This is a genomic window from Pseudomonas cremoricolorata DSM 17059 = NBRC 16634, assembly GCF_000425745.1.
Classification (GTDB): domain Bacteria; phylum Pseudomonadota; class Gammaproteobacteria; order Pseudomonadales; family Pseudomonadaceae; genus Aquipseudomonas; species Aquipseudomonas cremoricolorata.
In genome coordinates, this window is the sequence record NZ_AUEA01000007.1 from 285,029 (window position 1) to 305,296 (window position 20,268).

Annotated in this window: 15 protein-coding genes and 1 pseudogene; 11 read left to right on the forward strand and 5 right to left on the reverse strand. The window is 61.4% G+C overall.

Annotated elements, in window-relative coordinates:
• The first annotated feature begins 5 nt into the window (after positions 1 to 5).
• The 3 genes from H618_RS0109910 to H618_RS0109920 all read left to right on the forward strand — a co-directional run bounded on the left by H618_RS0109910 (position 6) and on the right by H618_RS0109920 (position 6,206).
• The gene (locus tag H618_RS0109910) at positions 6 to 2,003 is read left to right on the forward strand and encodes a hypothetical protein (protein WP_028694919.1); all 1,998 of its coding nucleotides are present in this window, start codon (positions 6 to 8) and stop codon (positions 2,001 to 2,003) included.
• Between the two features lie 148 nt (positions 2,004 to 2,151).
• On the forward strand, positions 2,152 to 4,344 hold the full coding sequence (locus H618_RS0109915) for an autotransporter outer membrane beta-barrel domain-containing protein (protein ID WP_050577279.1): 2,193 nt from the start codon (positions 2,152 to 2,154) through the stop codon (positions 4,342 to 4,344).
• 410 nt (positions 4,345 to 4,754) lie between these two features.
• Positions 4,755 to 6,206 carry a hypothetical protein gene (locus H618_RS0109920; RefSeq protein WP_245586766.1) on the forward strand — a complete coding sequence of 484 codons (1,452 nt, stop codon included), beginning with the start codon at positions 4,755 to 4,757 and terminating at the stop codon, positions 6,204 to 6,206.
• Positions 6,207 to 6,220: 14 nt separating this feature from the next.
• Here H618_RS0109920 and H618_RS0109925 read toward each other — a convergent pair whose 3' ends face one another.
• The 3 genes from H618_RS0109925 to H618_RS0109935 all read right to left on the reverse strand — a co-directional run bounded on the left by H618_RS0109925 (position 6,221) and on the right by H618_RS0109935 (position 8,350).
• Positions 6,221 to 6,946 carry a fimbrial biogenesis chaperone gene (locus tag H618_RS0109925; RefSeq protein ID WP_154660646.1) on the reverse strand — a complete coding sequence of 242 codons (726 nt, stop codon included), beginning with the start codon at positions 6,944 to 6,946 and terminating at the stop codon, positions 6,221 to 6,223.
• Between the two features lie 71 nt (positions 6,947 to 7,017).
• Positions 7,018 to 7,557, reverse strand: coding sequence for a fimbrial protein (locus H618_RS0109930; RefSeq protein ID WP_028694923.1), 540 nt, complete (start codon positions 7,555 to 7,557; stop codon positions 7,018 to 7,020).
• 400 nt (positions 7,558 to 7,957) lie between these two features.
• Positions 7,958 to 8,350, reverse strand: a complete 393-nt coding sequence (locus H618_RS0109935) for a PA2817 family protein (RefSeq protein ID WP_028694924.1) — start codon at positions 8,348 to 8,350, stop codon at positions 7,958 to 7,960.
• Positions 8,351 to 8,497: 147 nt separating this feature from the next.
• Between H618_RS0109935 and H618_RS22105 the strand changes: the two genes are divergently transcribed.
• Positions 8,498 to 10,021: a hypothetical protein gene (locus tag H618_RS22105; RefSeq protein ID WP_154660643.1), complete on the forward strand. Its 1,524-nt coding sequence runs from the start codon at positions 8,498 to 8,500 to the stop codon at positions 10,019 to 10,021.
• Positions 10,022 to 10,059: 38 nt separating this feature from the next.
• Here the strand turns inward: H618_RS22105 and H618_RS0109945 are convergent, their stop codons facing one another.
• The gene (locus tag H618_RS0109945) at positions 10,060 to 12,507 is read right to left on the reverse strand and encodes an acyl-CoA dehydrogenase (protein ID WP_028694925.1); all 2,448 of its coding nucleotides are present in this window, start codon (positions 12,505 to 12,507) and stop codon (positions 10,060 to 10,062) included.
• 203 nt (positions 12,508 to 12,710) lie between these two features.
• On the opposite strand from H618_RS0109945, the gene H618_RS0109950 reads away from it, so the two are divergent.
• The 3 genes from H618_RS0109950 (at position 12,711) to H618_RS0109960 (ending at position 15,185) form a co-directional block, all read left to right on the forward strand.
• Positions 12,711 to 13,334, forward strand: coding sequence for a glutathione S-transferase (locus H618_RS0109950; RefSeq protein ID WP_028694926.1), 624 nt, complete (start codon positions 12,711 to 12,713; stop codon positions 13,332 to 13,334).
• 142 nt (positions 13,335 to 13,476) lie between these two features.
• A complete protein-coding gene (locus H618_RS0109955; RefSeq protein WP_028694927.1) occupies positions 13,477 to 14,409 on the forward strand; it encodes an ABC transporter ATP-binding protein in 933 nt (310 codons plus the stop codon).
• A complete protein-coding gene (locus H618_RS0109960; RefSeq protein WP_028694928.1) occupies positions 14,406 to 15,185 on the forward strand; it encodes an ABC transporter permease in 780 nt (259 codons plus the stop codon). Before H618_RS0109955 ends, H618_RS0109960 begins: the two co-directional genes overlap by 4 nt.
• A 9-nt stretch (positions 15,186 to 15,194) precedes the next feature.
• Here the strand turns inward: H618_RS0109960 and H618_RS22430 are convergent.
• A pseudogene (locus H618_RS22430) lies at positions 15,195 to 15,695 on the reverse strand (DUF2062 domain-containing protein); the annotation flags it as partial.
• Positions 15,696 to 15,831: 136 nt separating this feature from the next.
• Here H618_RS22430 and H618_RS0109965 point away from each other — a divergent pair.
• The 4 genes from H618_RS0109965 to lpxK all read left to right on the forward strand — a co-directional run bounded on the left by H618_RS0109965 (position 15,832) and on the right by lpxK (position 20,231).
• Positions 15,832 to 18,072 carry a DNA internalization-related competence protein ComEC/Rec2 gene (locus tag H618_RS0109965; RefSeq protein WP_028694929.1) on the forward strand — a complete coding sequence of 747 codons (2,241 nt, stop codon included), beginning with the start codon at positions 15,832 to 15,834 and terminating at the stop codon, positions 18,070 to 18,072.
• 100 nt (positions 18,073 to 18,172) lie between these two features.
• Positions 18,173 to 18,808, forward strand: a complete 636-nt coding sequence (locus tag H618_RS0109970; RefSeq protein ID WP_028694930.1) for a MotA/TolQ/ExbB proton channel family protein — start codon at positions 18,173 to 18,175, stop codon at positions 18,806 to 18,808.
• Positions 18,805 to 19,239, forward strand: a complete 435-nt coding sequence (locus H618_RS0109975; protein WP_028694931.1) for an ExbD/TolR family protein — start codon at positions 18,805 to 18,807, stop codon at positions 19,237 to 19,239. The genes H618_RS0109970 and H618_RS0109975 overlap by 4 nt, the downstream gene beginning before the upstream one ends.
• Positions 19,239 to 20,231 (forward strand): tetraacyldisaccharide 4'-kinase, encoded by a 993-nt coding sequence (lpxK, locus tag H618_RS0109980; protein WP_028694932.1) that lies wholly within the window; start codon positions 19,239 to 19,241, stop codon positions 20,229 to 20,231. Before H618_RS0109975 ends, lpxK begins: the two co-directional genes overlap by 1 nt.
• The last annotated feature ends 37 nt before the right edge of the window (positions 20,232 to 20,268 follow it).

Sequence of the window (20,268 nt, forward strand, 5' to 3'; positions counted from 1 at the left end):
AGGACATGAACAAGAGTATGCAAGCGACCGTCAGCGCCGAACAGGCGCGGCGCAATCAGCGGCAGGCCCGTGCGCAGCGCAGCGCAGGTAGGGCTGTCGATGCTCCGAGCATCGATAGCGATTTACTCGCTGACCAATCGGACAACACCGTCAAGAGTGCGGTATTGCGTGACGACGACAAGGCGCTGATCATTCATATTCCGGGCTGGTCGTTCGCGCCACCGGGCATGACGGATGAGCTGACGATCTTTCATACGCCCGCCAGTGGCGTTCAAGAAGTGCTGTTCACCAATACTTACGATCGAAGCGATGCAGGTTCGTTTCCGCTGGCCTATACCGTTGATAAAGACAGCATAAAGTCTTGGGGTGAGGGCGCACATGCGTTTCACTACACCGTGGTGACCTACAACGGCTCCGAGAACGATTCACAACACCTGAGACTCATATTCGACCGCATAGCGCCCTACGGCGCCAACTCGCCACCGCGTAACTTTCCGGTCAAGTTTCCAGACGTGGGTGATGTGACCGATGCGAACAAGAATGCGGTCACGGTGGTTTTGCCGGATTACCCTGACAAGGCTGCGGGCGATCAGGTTGCCTGGTATTGGCTCGAAAGCCTTCCGGAAGACTTGACCGGCCTGACCCCGGCAGGGGTTGCCGCAGTAGGGACATTGCCGCAGAACCTGACGGTGCCGGCGAGTGTCATCGACAGTGGCGGTGACGGTGGACTGATGGCGTTTTATGTCCTGATCGATAAGGCAGGCAACAGCAGCCTTCCCTCGCTGCCTACGGCGGTCGGCGTTGCACTTGGAGCGCTGCCGGACAACCTGCAAGACCCGCAAGTACCCCTGGCCAGCGATGGTCTGATCGATCAGGCGGATGCCTGGGCGGGTGTGACGGTCGAGATTCCGGCTTTCGATCATTGGAAGTCCACCGACCAGATCCAGGTGACGTGGGGCTCACACGTGCTGGATTGGCGCGAGATCGGAAGCAACGCCAAGTTTCCCCTGGTCTTCGATCTGGCGCCGAGTTTGTTGTGGGACCAGTACGGCGCCGCGAGCACCGGCAATGTCACCACTACGGTGCAATACAAGGTGCGCCGCGGAACGGTGGCTCAAGGCACCAAGACGATCGACATTGAAGTCAATCTTGAGCGACTGGGTCCGGTAGGACCTGACCCTGATCCGGAATGGCCCGATCCGGTGAACCCGCGGCTGGCATTGGCCGAGGTCTACGGCAAGTCCACCCCGACCCTTAAAAATGAATTGACCGATGCTGACGAGAATGAGCCTGCAACGCTGAAAGTCACTGTCGACGCTGCGCTCAAGGAGGGTGATACCCTCTCGTTCCATTGGGCCGATACGCCTGTCAGTGAAGCGGACTACGTCGTCAGGAGCGGCGACTTGGGTAACCAGGTCGAGCGGGAGATTCCCTGGTCCTACATCGCGGTTGGCAATGGTAACTTCAAGGTTCATTACACCGTCGCTCGTGCCGGCAATCCCAACTCGGTGCATTCGCCGAGCACGGATGTCACGGTCGACGCGAACGTGCTGAGGCCTGAAGCCGCCGAGTTTCTCGGGGCCAACACGAGCGCCCCAGTGGGCTGGCTGACCTGCAGGGCGCTGTATGCCGACCCGGTTCATCCAGGCGACCCAGCGATCAGGGTCGAGGTTCCGGATCTGACGGAATATGGCGTCGCGGCCGGTGCCGATCTGACGATGGAATGGAGCGCGGTGCACGGCTTCGTGGGTGAAACCGCCATTCCCGACGCGAGCTTCTCCGATTCGATCAAGCTCGATGCCACGACCGTCAAGGGCTTTGTCTGGCGAGTGCCCTACACCGACCATGTGCTGCCGATCTACGCCTTCCATGCGACCGACCACGACGGTCGAGGAAGGGTCACCTACCGCTTCGACCTCAATGGCAAGACCATCGTATCGAAACAGCTCGAGGCCATCGTTTCCATGCACGATGCCAGCGGCAGTTGTCCGTTGCGGCCCTGAGGAAAACGATATCGCTCCGTCGGGGCTCAGGCGCAGCTTGAGGAAGTGGGGATTTTTCCTACATGAAGCTGCTTTTGATGTTTGTAAGCTCCCCCGCGACTGGCTAGCCGGTCATGATTTCCACGTGGCATGACCGAGGTAGCCATCTATGCCTTTGACCCGATTCGTTCTATTCAATCCGTTGGCACATTGCCTGTTCGTCGGACCTGCGCTGCTCGTCACTTGCTGTCAGGCGTATGGCCTCACTAACGTCGAGGGCAGCAAGACCATCACTGCGGCCACGTCCACGGACAGCTATCGAGTCACTTCAGGTTCGACGCTGACGGCCAATGGCGCTACCACGCTACAGATCCAAGTGGATGCTACGGGCCGCCTGGTTACTCAGAAGGCGTCCATCAGCGCGACAGGTACGGATGCCATCAGACTGTCTACAGGAGCCGAGGCTACGCTTGGCGGCGACACGCGTGTCACCAGTGATCGTTATGGAATCCGCTTGAGCCGTACCGCTGCAGTCGGCTCGCAAGCGGTAATCAATGACAGCCACGTCGAGGGCCGATCAGGGGGGGCGCTGGTGTCCGCAGCGTCCAGTTTGACGCTGCGCAACAGTGAGCTCATTGGCTCGGGCACGACGGCATCGGCCGTTCTGTTCGGCAATGCCCGCCTGGAGGCAGAGGGCAGTAAACTGACCGGCGCCAGCGAGGGTCTGCACCTGTTCGCCGATAGTGACTTCGCAGAGTCTGCCAAGGTGAACTTGCTTGGCTCGCAGGTCGAAGGCAAGGATGGCTCGGCCATCCTGGTGGGCAACTCGCTGATTGGTCCGGCTCAAGCGCAAATCCTGGTTGGGGACGGTTCGACCTTAATTGGCAGCAACGGCGTACTGCTCGAAGTAGTAGGCAACTCCAGCGCCCTGATGACGGTAGATAACAGTACGCTGTCCGGTGACGTACGCGCCGAGGCTGGGTCCACTGCCAATCTGGTTCTGGATAACCGTGCCAGTCTCGTCGGTCGCCTCGACAACGTCGCGGGCCTGACGTTGACCAACGATTCGCAGTGGACGATGGTCGAGGACAGCCAAATCGGTAGCCTGGCGATCAACGGCAGCTCCATCCGATTCGGCGAGCCTGGTCAGTATCAACGCCTGACCGTTGGCACGCTGGCAGGCGCAGGTACGTTCATCATGGACGCCGACTTCAGCACTGGGCAGACCGATTTTCTCGACGTGACCGGGACTGCCACCGGGAATCATGCGTTGTTGGTCGGCAGCAGCGGGGCCGATCCAGTCGCTGAAAGCCAGCTGCAGGTGGTCCGTGTTGGGGCAGGTGATGCCCAGTTCTCTTTGCTGAACGGTCCAGTCGATCTGGGCGCGTTTTCCTATGAACTGGTGCAACGTGGAAATGGCTGGTTCCTCGACGGCTCGAGCAAGGTGATCAGCCCAGGTACAGCCTCGGTCCTCGCGTTGTTCAACACCGCGCCTACCGTGTGGTATGGCGAGTTGACTTCATTGCGCGGACGGATGGGCGAAGTTCGTCGCGATCAGGGCAAGGCAGGTGCCTGGGCCAGGGCGTATGGCAACAAATACAACGTTTCCGATGCCGCTGGCAGTCCTTACCAGCAGGTGCAACAAGGATTTTCACTGGGAGCGGATGCGCCATTGCGCGCAGGCGATGGGCAATGGCTGCTGGGGGTGATGGCCGGGCACAGTTCGTCGGAGCTCGACCTGATTCGCGGTGCTACCGCGCAGGTCAAGAGTTCCTATATAGGGTTGTACGGCACTTGGCTGGATGCGCAGACCGGTTATTACTTCGACAGTACGATCAAATTCAACCATTTCGACAACAGTGCCAAGGTATCGCTCAGCGATGGTCAGCGGACCAAGAGCGAGTACAGCAACCTCGGCGTGGGCGTCTCGCTGGAGCTGGGCCGCCACATCGAGCTCGGTGATGGCTATTTCATAGAGCCGTTCACACAGTGGTCGGCAGTGACGATCGGTGGCAAGGATTACCATCTGGACAACGGCTTGCAGGCCAAAGGCGACGATACCCAGTCAGTGCTGGGCAAGGTAGGCACCACACTGGGACGCACGCTCGACCTTGGCGGCGGGCAGTTCGTCCAGCCGTACGTACGCCTTGCTTATGCCCACGAATTCGTCAAAGACAACGAGATTCAGGTCAACGAAAATCGGTTCGACAACGATTTGTCCGGCTCTCGCGGTGAGGTCGGGGCCGGTATCGCAGTGGGGTTGTCCGAGCGTTTGCAACTGCACGCTGATTTCGACTACGCCAACGGAGACAAGATCGAGCAGCCGTGGGGGGCAAACCTTGGCCTGCAGTACCGCTGGTAGAAGGCGTAAAAACAAGTGCGTACTTGCCTCGACTCGCTTGGGCAGTCGCTGCAGCCCCACTGTCACGCCATGCTGAAGCCGCTTGGACCTCCAGACCTCGACTGCACGGCCATGTGCGGTAATGAGCTTGAGCCATGGCCGATCCTGCGGCTTGCCTGAGCGAACGGCATCTCAGCCTGCGCCCATCGTCGGCTCAGGCTGACCTGCGATGGCTGCCAAGGGACCCTGACGGGTGTACAGGTCAGGCGAATCAATACATCAAGGCCAATGCCTGATGCTGCCCAGTCAGCAGTGCAGAAGCGGGCTCAGCGTAGCGCCGGACCGTCGGCTTCTGCATGTTCTTGACTGACTGGCATCGGCCCAGCGCCTTTGCTTTTTCGATAGCGCTTGTGCCTGGAGGGTGGATAATCATGAGCAAAGCGTCGAGCAATCATGCGACAAGCACGCTGGCGCTTGCGCCAGCAATTTCTGGCGACGCACTACCGGATATTCCCGGTGGTAGTGTCAATCTCCTGCCCGTGACCGCGCTGTCCCAGCCCTTGCGCTTGAACGTGCTGCCCTGGCTCAACTCACGTCCTACACCCGATACGCCCGAACGGCTCACGCTGTACTGGAACGATCAGCCAGTGGGCGAGAAGAGCTGGGATGACACCATACGACCCGCCGATCTCTACATTGATGTCCCTGTAAGCTATCTCGTCGATGGCCAGGCCACCGTGACCTATGAGGTGCAAATCTACAACGGTGTGGTGACTCCGTCGCAGCCATTGCTTTTGACTGTTGATCGGATCGCACCGACACTGGGTGGGGACGAGGGCCAGCTGCAGTTCGACACTCATGAGGTAACGGAACGATACCTGGAGCAACATGACGACATCCTGCTGGGCGCGGTACCGGCTTACGCACAGGCCTCGGCGGGCGATACGCTGATTTATTACTGGGACGCGCGTCCGTTCGCCAATCAGAAGGCCGGTGAGCGCGAGCTGACCATCCGCGACATTGGCAAGCCGCTGTTCATCGCCTTCGAGGGTGAGCTGATCCGTGAACGCGAAGACGGTGAGCGCTATGTGCATTACCAGATCCGCGATCGCGCCGGAAACCTGAGCCCACGTTCAAGGCCTGCCGTACTCAGCGTTGCGGCGCTACCGGCCCCACGGATCCTGCCCGGACTGGATGTAGCACAGGCAGCCGGAGCAGGCGATCGGCTCACGTTGAACCTGGATGACTTCTCCCCGCCATTGCTCGTCCAGGTGCCAGCCTGCGTGGTCATCTATCCTGAAGAGACCCTCACGGTGGAGTGGGGCATGCCCGGAAGTGCCGATTACTATTGCACGCGCACCGAGCATCCCAATGGTGAGCGCCAGTACGAAATTCCCCTGGACAAAGTCCTGGCGCAAAGCAAGCGGACAATTCGCCTGGACTACACCTTGGTCGAGGATGGGCGTACCAGCGTTTCCACCCCAATCGAGCTGACTGTCAAGGCGTTGTCCCGAGGCTTGCCCCAACCCAACCTGACGGGTGCCAGCGCAACCGGCTTCAGCCTGGCGACGGCACCTGCGAACGTGCCGATCACCCTAGGTACCTGGCCGTTCATACAGGTCGGGCAGCGAGTTTCCATCAGCGTCACGGGTGTGCTTGCGAATGGCGCTGAAGCGCCGCCCTATCACGTTCTTGTGGCCCATGCAGTGACCGAGCTGCAGGCTGAACAGGGAATCGGCCTGGGCAACGAGGCTACCGTGTCCAAGGCGTTCCTGGCCGGCCTGAAGCGTCTCGAGCGCTTTACCACGGTCGCGCAAGTCAGTTTCGATGACGGCGCCACATGGGTCAGATTCCCTGTCTTGAACCTGACCTTGCGCGACTGATCTAGGTCGATCGATCACTGCCGGGCTACGGGACTGGTGAGCTCGGCCGAGGTGCCGCTGTAATCATTGATCGTGGTGAATCTGACCTCAAGGTCGTCCGCAGCGCTGAAGCTGCGCAGGGGGTACGACTGCCTGCCCAGTGGTGGCGCCATGTTGTTGGCGTTGACGCTTTCACTGGTACTGGCGCTGCTGACGACGACATTGTTGAAGGTGTAGTGGTACGGCGTAGGGTTATCCACCACAAGATGCGCTTTGCCCTCCACCATTTGCACCGACCAGGTCAGATCCTTGAGTCCGTCCTGGGGTGTCTTGCCGAGCATGCTTGGACGGTAGAACAGCTTGATGCGCGTTCGCAGGGCAATGGTCAGGGCATTTTGTGCATCGCCAGGCTGGCTCTGCGGAATTTCCTGCAGATTGAAGTAGAACAGTGATTCGCGGTCTTGTGGCAAGTCATTGGGCAGGGCATTGATCTGCACACTCTGTTCTTTGCCTGGATCGATTCGGAACAGGCTGGGGGAGGCGACCAGCGCTACTGGAGTGGTTTGGTCGTCCGCCTCGGTATTGACCCACGCCTGAGCCGCGAAGGTCCTGTCCGATGGGTTGGCGATGATCACCGACGCGCTGCGTTTGGCGCTGTCGTGAATGATTCGAGTGTGACTGATCGTCAGCGCGGCATGGGCGCTCGACACACTGCCGAGCAGCAGCAAGCCGCAGGCGAGGCTGTTGAAAATGGGGGGCATGGGGCGCATGGGAATCGACCGAAGCGATGGGTAAATCGACACCAGGCGCACGTATGCACCTGGTGATGCGGTTATGGCAGTGAGACCACGAAGCTGACCTCAGCCTCCGCCAGACCGTCGCCGACGGATGCTTCATACGACTCGTAGGCCGCATAGAACCTCAGGTCGGTGGGGCGATTGTCGTAGAGATCGTAGTCTTTGGATGCGGCGCCTGGGGTGATCTTGGCGTGCAGCTCGTCTTTGATCGACATGCCCAGCCCGGACGCACCGCCCTGACGGATCGCGTAGAGGTCAGTGCCGACCGAACCATGCAATGGCGTGAAGGTGATGCTGGCTTTGCTGTTGGGTGGAATGACGCACGTCGCATCAGGGGTGACGCGCAGGGCGAAGCTGACTTCCGGGGTAGAGACGCCCACTTTGGAGAAGTATTTGCTGGTGAAATTACCGAGCGTCACTCGCGGAATGACACTCCCACCAGGATTGACCACTTCGATCGGGCATGTGCCGCCAGCGTATACAGTCCCGTAAAAGTTGATTTGACCAGATTCGTCCGCTGCAAATGCGGTGCTGCTCGCCAATCCCAGAGCGAGTGTGAGTACAGTCCATTTCATGAGGAATTTCCTTCGTGTTGGTTCGCGCACGCCCGGTTGGATTGATCGCTCCGGAAGGCCAGGCAATGCGAGTTAGGGAGCGGCGAACACAGTAGCGAAGGGGAGGCTGAGTGTTATGTAGGAATAGTCAGTAGGACCCAGGGGATCTTTGGATGGCACGGGCGTTATGGCGTGGTGTAACGACTTAGGTTTTGTACGAAAAACTTTGATACTTGGTGATACATTGTTGAAAACAGCCGGGGGCGCCTAGGCGGGGCACCTAGCCGGGGGCGCCAAGCCGGGGGCACCTAGCGGGGGCGCCTAGCCCGATCGAAATGCTCACGTGCTGCAGTAGGCTCCGCTGTTCGCCTGTTTTGGCGAGGCCGCCGTCGGCCTTGCCTCACCGGCGTCTCAGTACTGTTTATACAGACCCGAGCAGCGCTTTCTCTTGTTGCCAGTCAAAAGGTTCCCCTTGTTGCTCGGCCTCATGGCGGCGCTCTTCGAGTTGTTGGTAGAGATCCAACTCTTCATCGGGCATGAAGTGCAGGCAATCGCCACCGAAGAACCACAGCAGGTCGCGCGGCACCAGATGAGCAATTTGCGGATAGCGTAGGAATATCTGGCAAATCAGTTCCTGGCCCAGGTACTGCGAATCCAGCGGGTCGCCTGGCAAAAGGGCCAACAGTTCGTCGAAGCGTTCGAGAAACAGATGGTGGCTCTGTTCGGGTATAGGCTGCGCATCGTCGAGGGCGACGAGAATAGTGCGCAGGTGTTGCAGCAATTGCATGTGGTATTCGAGGTTGGGAGTGAGCATCGACATAGACTCTGCTGCGAGAAAACCCTCGAGTATACGTAGGAAAAGGGGGGGCGTGAAGGTCGCCATTGTCAACTGGCTGTTCTGTCAGTTGTCGCCCAGTGCCATGCCTGATTTGCTTGGAGCTCCTTCCTCGGGGATCAGCCCATGGCAAAACATAACGCTGAGCACGAATCGGCAAGTTCAACGACAGCTTCAGGGCTGCCAATCATCTATGTGACAGTCACGCGCGATATGCTCGCCCGTGCGTGGGCTCAGTATGCTTCGCAACACGCCATGGAGGTTACCGAGCGGGTTCAGTATTACCGAACCTCCGAGAATGGTACCTGGCAAGCGGGCTCTATCGCCGTCGGTGTCAGCATGATGGAATACGGCCAGCATGAAGTGACGCTGCGCAAGCGGATCCTTCAAGACAGCCTTTTCACCCTGAAGAGAGACTTCGGTCATGGCGGGCGACATATTCAGGAGATGCGCGACACTTGGCCCCCTGCCGGTACTCGCCTGTCGATCAAAGTGCCACTGGCTGACAGCTGTTTGCGTTACCAGTTGAATGAAGCCACTCAGCGCAACGAGCCGCCTGCGCTAAAACTGCATTGGTCAGGTCGGCCCACTTACGAACGCTCAGACGGAAACTACAGCTGGTCCGCACTCATCGAGTACTACAACCGTAGCAAATGCTCCGTGCTTTATCCGATGCCTCCCTCTTCGAGTCCATTGCTTCATCAGTTGCAAGGTGACTTCGTGAATCGCGCGGGGGAACTTGACATCCATTTCAACCTACTCGATTCCCTTCCGCACGCCATTAGCGGCGATATGCCGCCGGCCACTGTAGTCAGCGATCAGATCGTTATTTCATTCTTGGCCTTGATTTTTCCCGAGGTTCTTTTACCCGGTATGGCGCCGTTGCAACGACATTGGGTTGGGCAGCTTTTCGTACCGCCATCGACAGCGAGGTACTCATACGGCGCGTTCTGGCCGGTTACCGGATACTTCGTTGCCGGTTATGAATGCACCGCGTCGCGGCACCAGCCGATCGATAGCAAGATCGAGCAGCTTCCATTGACCATCACTCCTGCCTTCCGGGTGGTCAGTGCCGGTGCTCAGAGGCAGACGCTGGCCTTCGAGCCTGCTGGAGTCGTGGCTCAGTGCACGTTGGCGGCTGGAGCTGTGGGAGTGCTTGAGAACGTATCAGGGCAATGGTTCTATCAGCCAGCGCATGCCTCGGTCTCGGCAGCCATGCTTGAAGTGAACAACAAGACCAATGTCCCTGCATTGATCCGCTCGTCGAAGGCGTTTCCACTCGCCGTGGACGTCGTCACTGCCAGGAGCGGTTCCCGAACTGCGAATTCTTCATTTCTGACGATCTATACGCAGCCTACGCATTACTTCAAGGCCCATGTGCAGGCTGGCAAGATACGCTTGGCGCTGTGGTACACCAGCTTCGCAGGCCAGGCGACCGAAGTTCCTGCCGAAAAGGTTAGGTGGACGGTGAAATTCGGCAATGGCAGCGTGGATGCAGGCGGTGTGTTTACCGCTGCTGCCAGTCAGCCAACACCCTACACAGTAGTGATGGCTGAGGATCCCGACGCGAACTACCTGTACTGGGCATATCTGGTAATGGCAGTGCCTGCATTGGAGCCTGAAAGGATGGCGGAGTACATCAACTCCTGAGGGGCGGGCCGCAGCCGCGCCCCTCTGCAATTTTCAGGTCAGCGCACCTGCCCAGGGGAATGGGCAATGGCCTGTTTGTCGAACGCATCGACGTCGATGACAACCCTGCGTGCCGCCTCCGTCTGTTCCAGGCGCTGGCCCTCACTCGCTGAGAGGGCGCCACTGTCCACTGCTGCATCAATCAGTGCCTGGCCAGGTAGCGCCTTGACAGTGCCGTCCCTGACGGCTTGACGCAGCGACTTATGCACAGATGCGTTTTGATCAAGCAGGTCACTGGCCCGCTGCAACGCTGCCACCGGATCCCCCTCGGCCTGCGGTCTGTAGCAACCGGCAAGGAGTTCTTCCAAGGCAGGATCACCTTTGCTGCGGCCGATCAACGCAGCCACTTCGGCATCCAACTCATCGCTCGGCCCGGTGTGGCAACGGCCGAAGGGGAACACCAGCACGCGCAGCGCGCCACCGACCAAGCGATTGGGGAAGTTGTCGAGCAACTGATCGAGCGCGTGCTCGGCCTTGCCCAGACTCTCTTCCATGGCCCAACGCAGCAACGGCTGCATGTGCTCGGGTGAGCCGAGGTCGTGATAGCGCTTGAGCGCAGACGAAGACAGGTACAGGTAGCTCAGCACATCGCCCAGGCGCGCGCTCAGACGCTCGCGGCGTTTCAGCGAGCCGCCCAGCAGCATCATCGACAGGTCGGCGAGCATGGCGAATGCGGCAGCCTGGCGGTCGAGGGCGCGGAAGTAGCCCTGGCTCAGCGCATCCCCCGGCGCGCGCTCGAAGCGGCCCAGCCCCAGACTCAGGACCAGACTGCTGGCGGCATTGCGGATGGCGAAGCCGACGTGTTGCATCAGCAGCGGATCGAACTCCTTGAGCGCCTCCTCGTGGTCTTCACGGCTGGCCAGCGCCATTTCTTTCAGCACATAGGGATGGCAGCGGATCGCGCCCTGGCCGAAGATCATCAGGTTTCGCGACAGAATGTTCGCCCCTTCGACCGTGATGAAGATCGGCGCGCCCTGCCAGTTGCGACCCAGGTAGTTGTTCGGGCCCATGATGATGCCCTTGCCGCCGTGCACGTCCATGGCGTGCTGGATGCACTCGCGGCCACGTTCGGTGAGGTGATACTTGAGAATGGCCGACAGCACCGAGGGCTTTTCGCCCAGATCCACGGCCTTGGCGGTCAGCAGACGTGCGCTGTCCATCAGCCAGGCGTTGCCTCCGATGCGCGCCAGCGATTCCTGAATCCCTTCGAATGCGGCCAAGGGCACATTGAACTGTTCGCGGATGTTGGCGTACTGGCCAGTGACCAGGCTGGTGTACTTGGCCGCGCCGGTGCCCACGGCCGGGAGCGAAATGGAGCGGCCCACTGACAGGCAGTTCATCAGCATCATCCAGCCCTTGCCGAGCATCTCCTGACCGCCGATGAGGAAGTCCAGTGGCACGAACACGTCCTTGCCGCTGTTCGGGCCATTCATGAATGCCGCGCCGAGCGGCAAGTGGCGCTTGCCGATTTCCACGCCCGGGGTGTCGGTGGGAATCAGCGCCAGGCTGATGCCCAGTTCTTCCTGGTCGCCCAACAAGTGCTCAGGGTCGTAGGCCTTGAACGCCAGGCCGAGCAGGGTGGCCACTGGACCCAGCGTGATGTAGCGCTTTTCCCAGGTCAGGCGCAGGCCGATGACTTCTTCGCCTTGCCACTGGCCTTTGCAGATGATCCCGGTGTCGGTCATGGCGCCGGCGTCGGAACCTGCGTGCGGACCGGTGAGGGCGAAGCAGGGAATGTCTTCGCCGCGGGCCAGGCGCGGCAGGTAGTGGTTGCGCTGCGCTTCGGTGCCATAGTGCAGCAGCAGTTCGGCCGGGCCGAGCGAGTTGGGCACCATCACCGTGGAGGCCAGGTCACCGCTGCGGGTGGCCAGCTTCATGGCCACTTGCGAGTGGGCATAGGCCGAGAAACCTTTGCCGCCGAACTCCTTGGGAATGATCAGGGCGAAGAAGCCGTTTTCCTTGATGTGCTGCCAGGCTTGCGGTGGCAGGTCCATGTCCTGGCCGATCTGCCAGTCGCTGACCATGGCGCAGAGCGCTTCGGTCGGGCCATCGATGAAAGCCTGTTCTTCTGCCGTGAGGGTTGGGGCTGGGTAGGCGAGCAGGGTGTTCCAGTCGGGGCGGCCGCTGAACAACTGACCATCCCACCACACGGTACCGGCGTCGATGGCTTCACGTTCGGTCTGCGACATCGGCGGCAGCGTGCGCTGCACCCACTTGAAGGTCGGCGCGCTGACCGTTTTGCGGCGCCAGTCCGGCAGCAACAACAGTGCACCCACCGCAGCGATCAGTACCCACAGCAGCACCAGCAGCCATCCGGGCGCTGTGCTGAACAGGCCCATCAGCACGGTATACCCGGCCACTGCGGCCAGTACCTGCAGAGGCGACAACCGCCGATGCACGAGATAGGCGGTGCCGAGCACCAGTACAACCAGCCACAACAGCAACATACGTCTTTCCTCCGTGGAACCAGGGCGTAGAGCCGAAACCACAGAGCTTAGCCCGCTTGTGGTGGACGACCGTCATCAGTGCAGTGACAGGTTGTGTATCGGGGAGTTCGTTCCCAATCTTTGCCCGAGGTGTCGGGTGCCGTCAGCGATCGAGCTTGCCGATGCGCTACACTCGCAGCCCTGCCCATTGAAAGGAAGTCGCCATGTTGAAGATCTGGGGTCGGAAGAATTCGAGCAACGTACGCAAAGCCCTGTGGATCGCCCATGAGCTGGGCCTGGCGTTTCAGTCCATCGATGCGGGCGGTGCGTTCGGAGTGGTCGATGATCCCCAGTACCGCGACAAGAACCCCAACGGCCTGGTGCCGATGCTCGAAGACGGTGATCTGACGCTATGGGAGTCCAACGTCATCGTGCGTTACCTCTGTGCGCAGTATGGTCGCGAGCAAGGCTGGTACAGCGACAGTCCTGCGCAAAGGGCGCAGGCCGAGAAATGGATGGACTGGACCACCTCCAGCCTGGCCGGTCCGTTCAAGCCGCTGTTCTGGGGCCTGCTGCGCACCGCGCCAGAGCTGCGTGACTGGAGGGCGATCGATGCCGCGCGTGAGCAATGCGCTGGCCTGCTGGCGATCGCTGATCAGGCCCTGGCCAGGCAGCCATACCTCTCGGGTGCGCGCATCGGTATGGGGGATGTTCCACTGGGCTGTTTCGCCTACGCCTGGTTCGGCCTGCCCATCGAGCGCCCCTGCATGCCTCACCTCGAAGCCTGGTACCAGCGTCTGCAAGAGCGCCCGGCCTATCGCGCGGCGGTAATGACCGAGCTGACCTGATCGAACACCTCGGCCAGTTCGATAGTCACTATCGATACGCGTGACTGTACTTGCGCGACATGGCACAGCACCATGCTCGCACTCACGGCGCCGGCCACTTGCCTGGCGCCTTCTTTTTTTCCTGATTTGGTATCGGCCTGCTATGAGTTCTGCCCTGTCCATCCGACAGCTGACCAAGACCTACGGCAACGGCTTCCAGGCCCTCAAGGGCATTGACCTGGACGTTGCCGAAGGCGATTTCTTCGCATTGCTTGGCCCCAATGGCGCCGGCAAATCCACCACCATCGGCATTCTTTCGACCCTGGTGAACAAGACCAGCGGCACCGTCAACGTGTTCGGTCATGACCTCGACCGGCAACCGGCTGCGCTCAAGCGCAACCTGGGCGTGGTGCCGCAGGAGTTCAACTTCAACCAGTTCGAGAAGACCTTCGATATCGTCGTGACCCAGGCCGGGTACCACGGTATCGCGCCAAAAATCGCCAAGGAGCGCGCCGAGCAGTACCTCACTCAACTCGGCCTGTGGGAAAAGCGCGATGTGCAGTCGCGCGAACTTTCAGGTGGCATGAAGCGCCGATTGATGATCGCCCGTGCGCTGATTCACGAGCCGCGGCTGTTGATTCTGGATGAGCCGACTGCCGGGGTGGACATCGAACTGCGTCGCTCGATGTGGACCTTCCTCACCGAACTCAACCAAAAGGGCGTGACCATCATTCTCACTACCCACTACTTGGAAGAGGCCGAACAGCTGTGCCGCAACATCGGCATCATCGACCACGGCACCATCGTCGAGAACACCAGCATGCGCCAGTTGCTGGGCAAGCTGCATGTCGAAACCTTCCTGCTCGACCTCAAGCAGGACCTGCCCGTGGCCCCGACGCTGCATGGCTATCCATGCCGGCTGGTGAGCCCGCATACCCTGGAAGTGCAGGTCGATAAAGACATTGGCATCACCGCACTGTTCGGCCAGCTGGCGCTGCAGAACATCGAAGTGCAGAGCCTGCGCAACAAGACCAATCGCCTCGAGGAACTGTTCGTGTCACTGGTGGAAAAGAACCTGTCGAAGGTGGCGGTATGAATATCGAACTGCGCACCAACTGGGTCGCCCTCAATACCATCGTCTATCGCGAAGTGCGCCGCTTCCTGCGCATCTGGCCACAAACGCTGCTGCCGCCGGCGATCACCATGGTTTTGTACTTCGTGATCTTCGGCAATCTGATCGGCCGGCAAATTGGTGACATGGGCGGCTTCACCTACATGGAGTACATCGTGCCGGGGCTGATCATGATGTCGGTGATCACCAACTCGTACGGCAACGTGGTATCGAGCTTCTTCGGCAGCAAGTTCCAGCGTTCGATCGAAGAACTGATGGTTTCGCCGGTTTCGCCGCACACCATCCTCATCGGTTATGTGCTGGGAGGTGTATTGCGTGGGCTGGCGGTCGGCGTCATCGTCACCTTGCTATCGTTCTTCTTCACTCATATCCAGGTGCATCACCTGGGCGTGACGATTGTCGTGGTGCTGCTGACGGCGACCATTTTCTCGCTGCTCGGCTTCGTCAACGCCGTGTTCGCGCGCAACTTCGACGATATCTCGATCATTCCTACCTTCGTGCTGACGCCCCTGACCTACCTGGGCGGGGTGTTCTATTCGATCAAGCTATTGCCGCCGTTCTGGCAGACCGTGTCGTTGGCCAACCCTGTCTTGCACATGGTCAACTCGTTCCGCTACGGCATCCTTGGTGTCTCCGATATCCAGATCAGCACAGCCATCACCTTCATGCTGCTGGCGACCGTGGTGCTCTACGTGCTGTGCATCCGCCTGCTGGTGGGCGGACGTGGCATGCGTGCGTGACGCTCTGCCCTGGCGCCGGCGCCACTGCCGGCCCACCCACCAGCGCCAGTACAGCAGCGTGGTGCAATAGCCCAACAGGCCGAGCACCACGGCGCAGACCAGCGAGCCGAGCAGAAACGGCTGCCAGAGCGTTGCAAGCTGGCTACTGACCCAGTCGACGGTGATTTCATCAGGCAGAGTGCGCGGTGGCACGTCCAGCAGCCAGGTGCCGGTCATGTAGGTGACGAAGAACACCGGGGGCATGGTCAGCGGATTGGTCAGCCATACCAGGCTGACCGCAATCGGCAGGTTGCCGCGCAGCGGTATCGCCAGGGCTGCGGCCAGCAGCATTTGCAGCGGCATGGGTATCAGCGCCGCGAACAGCCCGACACCCATGGCACGAGACACACTATGGCGATTGAGGTGCCAAAGGTTGGGATCGTGCAGCAGGCGACCGAAGAACCGTAAGCTCTTGTGTTCGCGAATGCTGGTCGGATCTGGCATGTAGCGCTTGAACAGACGACGCGGCATGGGGGCTCCCGGCAGGCAAGTGGCCCAGTATGCCGACATCCTGCGCTGGCCTCGTTCAGAGTTTGTGACAATTGATAAGCAGGCACTGCGTCCGCATGGGCTATTGCTGAAGGGCTTTGTCGAGGAGCCCTAGCTGATGCGCACATGGATGCTGGCGCTGGCCGCAGGTCTGTTGAGCCTGCGCTTTCTACCCGTTTTGCCTGCAAGTGGCGTGCTAGTCGGCCTGGTGCTGATCGCCGTCCTGTGCCTCTGGCGTCGACACACCGTGGCCGCCTGCGTGTTGCTGGGGTTTTCCTGGGCCTGCTGGTCGGCCCAGCAGGCCATGCTCGACCGCCTGTCGGCAGAACTCGATGGCCGCACCTTATGGCTCGAAGCGACGGTGGTCGGCTTGCCCGCGCGCACGCAAAGCGGCGTTCGCTTCGAGGTCCAGCAGCCGCAATCACGTCGTGCGCAATTGCCCACCCGGCTGCAACTGAGCTGGTTCAATGGCCCGCCAGTTATCCCGGGTGAGCGTTGGCGTCTGGCGGTGTCGCTCAAACGTGCGCATGGCTTGCTCAATCCCCATGGCCCAGACCGCGAGGCCAGCCTGCTGGCCAGACGCATCGGTGCTACCGGTACGGTCAAGGCTGGGGAGCGCCTGAGCGCTCAGGCCGGTAGCTGGCGCGACGCCCTGCGCCAGCGTTTGCTCAGCGTCGATGCACTGGGTCAGCAAGCACTGCTCAGCGCCCTGGTGCTGGGCGACGGCAGCGGCATCCGTGCTGAGCAATGGCAGGTGCTGCGCGACACTGGCGCCGTGCATTTGCTGGTCATCTCCGGGCAGCACATCGGTTTGCTGGCCGGATTGGTGTATGGGCTGGTCGCGCTGCTGGCACGCCTTGGCCTGTGGCCGGCGCGCCTGCCATGGCTGACCTGGGCCTGCGCCCTGTCACTGGTCGCGGCCTTGGGCTACGGCTGGCTGGCGGGGTTTCAAGTGCCGGTGCAGCGCGCCTGCCTGATGCTTGCCGTGGTGTTGCTCTGGCGTTTCTGCTTTCGACAGTTGCCGGCAAGCTTCCCCCTATTGCTTGCGCTCAACGGTGTGCTGTTGATCGAGCCGTTGGCCAGCCTGCTGCCAGGGTTCTGGCTGTCGTTCGCCGCTGTCGCCACGCTGATCTATTGCTTTGCCGGGCGTCTGGGTGGCTGGCGACCATGGCAGGCCTGGACCCGTGCGCAGTGGGTGATTGCCGTGGGCTTGCTGCCGCTACTGCTGGCGCTGGGGCTGCCGGTGAGCCTGAGCGCACCGCTGGCCAATCTGCTGGCCGTGCCCTGGGTCAGCCTGGTGGTGCTACCGTTGACCTTGCTTGGCACCGCCTTGCTCTGGTTGCCCGTCGTTGGCGAGGCGCTCTTGTGGCTGGCAGGCGGCGCATTGCTGGGCTTGTTCGAAACCCTTGCCCAGTTCGCCCAATGGCGCCCGGCCTGGCTGCCGCCGGCGTTGCCGTGGAGCAACTGGACCTTGCTCGCCCTCGCCGTATTGCTGATGCTGCTGCCTCGTGGGCTGCCCCTGCGTGTGCCCGGCGTGCTCATGCTGCTGGCACTTTGGCCGCGTCTGGAGTCAGTGCCGTTGGGCGAAGCCGAGGTGCTGCACCTGGATGTCGGCCAGGGGCTGGCGGTACTGGTGCGCACCCGCCATCACACGCTGCTGTATGACGCAGGGCCGGCTTTCGGCGAAGTCGATCTGGGCGAGCAGGTGGTGCTGCCGACCCTGCGCAAACTCGGTGTCGACAGGCTCGACCTGCTGCTCATCAGCCACGCCCACGCCGACCATGCCGGCGGCGCCTTGGCGGTCAGGCGCGGGCTGCCCGTGGCACGAGTGGTCAGCGGTGAGCCGACAGAAGTGGCGCCAGCCCTGGCAGCGCAGCCTTGCGTGAGCGATGAGGCCTGGGAATGGGACGGTGTGCGCTTTTCCCTCTGGCAGTGGGCGGGCGGCGACAGCAGTAACGAGCGCTCCTGCGTGTTGCTGGTCGAAGCGTCGGGGGAGCGCCTGCTGCTGGCCGGAGACATCGAACGCGGCGCCGAGCAGGCGTGGCTGGCGCAGCCGCAGCGGCCCACCGTCGATTGGCTGCAGGCGCCTCACCATGGTAGTCGCAGCTCTTCTACGGGCGCATTCCTGCGGGCGTTGTCGCCGCGCGGCGTGTTGATTTCCCGTGGTCGCGGCAACAGTTTCGGTCACCCCCATCCGCAGGTGCTGGCGCGTTATCGCGATCTGGGCCTGGCCATCGGCGATACGGCAGTGGACGGCGCGCTGCGGCTTCGCCTGGGCCAGCATGGGCGCATCAGTGGGCAGCGCGAGCAGCGACGCTTCTGGCGCGACCCAGCGCAGGGCAGCGACGAACCGCGCTGATGCGAACCTGCGCAGGCGAGGGCGCTGCCACGACTTCCGGCAGGCCAGTGGCACATTTACCTATGGTAAAGTGGCGGCCTTTTTTCAGGGGGTGCCTAACGTGTGGGAATTGGTCAAGTCGGGCGGCTGGATGATGCTGCCGATCATTCTGAGTTCCATCGCTGCCATGGCGATTGTCGTGGAACGTTTGTGGACCTTGCGCGCCAGTCGCGTCACGCCCCCTCACTTGCTGGGTCAGGTGTGGATGTGGATCAAGGATAAACAGCTCACCAGCGACAAGCTCAAGGCGCTGCGTGCCGACTCGCCGCTGGGGGAAATTCTCGCGGCGGGGCTGGCCAACTCCCGGCATGGCCGGGAAATCATGAAAGAGTGCATCGAGGAAGCGGCGTCGCGGGTGATCCATGAACTGGAGCGCTACGTCAGCACCCTCGGCACCATCGCTGCGATGGCACCGCTGTTGGGCCTGTTGGGCACGGTGCTCGGGATGATCGACATCTTCAGCGCCTTCATGGGCTCGCAGATGACCACCAATGCCTCGGTGCTCGCCGGCGGTATCTCCAAGGCGCTGGTCACCACTGCAGCCGGTCTGATGGTGGGTATTCCTGCGGTGTTCTTCCACCGTTTCCTGCTGCGCCGGATCGATGAACTGGTAGTGGGCATGGAGCAGGAAGCGATCAAGCTGGTGGAAGTGCTGCAGGGTGATCGTGAAGTGGAAATCAGCGGAGCCAAAGCGTGAAGTTCCGGCGCAACCGCCAGCGCGAGAATGTCGATATCAATCTCGCCTCGCTGATCGACGTGGTTTTTGTGCTGCTGCTGTTCTTCGTGGTCACCACCACGTTCACCCGCGAGAACCAGCTGCGTGTCGAATTGCCCGAGTCGGTCAGCGCCAGTGCGGCGCCGGCGGGGCAGGAGCGTCTGGTGGAAATCACCATCAGCGCCGAGGGTGTGTATTCGGTCAACAACAACCTGCTGCCCAAGAGCGATCTGGCCACCCTTACCGAAGCCGTGCAACGTGCCTCGGCCGGTGATAACACCTTGCCGCTGCTGATCAGTGCCGATGGCAAGACTCCGCATCAGGCCGTGGTGACTGCGATGGATGCAGCCGGCAAGCTGGGCTTCAGCCAGTTGCGCATGACCACGGTCGAGGCGGTTCAGGAGACGCCGTGATGGCTTTCACCGAGCGCTTGTTGCAAGCCTGGTACAGCGGGCACCCGGCGCTGGCGCTGCTACGCCCGCTGGAGGCGTTGTACCGCCGCGTCGTTACCCGCAAGCGCGCAGTCTTCATCTCTGGCGAGCGCCCCAGCTACCGTGCCCCGGTGCCGGTGATCGTGGTCGGCAATATCACCGTTGGCGGCACTGGCAAGACGCCGATGATTCTCTGGCTGATCGAACACTGCCGCCGCCGCGGCCTGCGCGTGGGCGTGGTGAGCCGCGGTTATGGCGCCAAGCCGCCGTCCTTGCCCTGGCGGGTGGAAGCCGGGCAGAGCGCCGAGCAGGCTGGTGATGAGCCATTGCTGATCGTGCGCCGCACGGACGTCGCGCTGATGATCGACCCTGACCGCCCCAGGGCCGTGCAAGCGTTGCTCGCAGCGCAACCGCTCGACCTGATCCTCTGCGACGATGGCCTGCAGCACTATCGCCTGGCGCGTGACCTTGAACTGGTGCTGATCGATGCCGCGCGAGGCCTGGGCAACGGCCGCTGCCTGCCGGCCGGGCCCCTGCGCGAGCCGGCCGAGCGTCTCTCTTCGGTCGATGCAGTGCTGTACAACGGTGCCAGCGCGGATTCGACGGGGGGCTTTGCCTTCCAGCTCAGGCCAAGCGCTCTGGTCAATCTGCTCAGCGCAGAGCGTCAGAGCCTCGATCATTTCCCCCCTGGCCAGACGCTGCACGCCGTGGCCGGTATCGGTAACCCCCAGCGTTTCTTCAATACCTTGCAGGCGCTAGACTGGCAGCCACTGCCGCACCCTTTCGCCGACCATGCCCAGTTCAGCCGCCAGGCGCTGAGCTTCAGCCCCTCGCTGCCGTTGGTCATGACCGAAAAGGATGCGGTCAAATGCCAGGCCTTCGCCGCCGATGACTGGTGGTATCTGGCGGTCGAAGCGCAACCCAGTGCGGCCTTCACCGACTGGTTCGATGCCCAATTGCAACGCCTGCTGTGAATCCCTTTTCTTTTCCGGCCAACGCCCCCAGGACCCC